Origin of the sequence: Vibrio marinisediminis, from assembly GCF_014050145.1 — a bacterium.
GTDB classification, from domain to species: Bacteria; Pseudomonadota; Gammaproteobacteria; order Enterobacterales; family Vibrionaceae; genus Vibrio; species Vibrio marinisediminis.
The window spans coordinates 1-226 of record NZ_JACFYF010000425.1 but is presented as its reverse complement, the minus strand read 5'-3'; the positions used below and the strand labels follow the sequence as shown (position 1 = coordinate 226).

Annotated in this window: 1 protein-coding gene; it reads left to right on the top strand. The window is 67.3% G+C overall.

Annotated features, from left to right (window positions below):
- On the top strand, positions 1–226 hold a 226-nt coding region (locus H2O73_RS24515), incomplete at both ends, for a molybdopterin-binding protein (RefSeq protein WP_246336003.1).

Below are 226 nucleotides of genomic sequence, written 5' to 3'. Positions count from 1 at the left end.
CAGGGGCAGAGGTCAGCGACCTGGGTATCTTGCCCGATGATCCGCGGTCGACTGCTGACGCCTTGGGCGGGATCGGTACGCGGTTTGACCTCGTCCTGTCCTCGGGCGCGGTGTCGATGGGCGGCAAGGATCACATCCGTGGCGCTCTGGAGGCGGCGGGTGGCACGGTGCAGGGCTGGCGTGTGGCCATCAAGCCCGGCAAACCGGTGATGTTCGGCCAATTGGG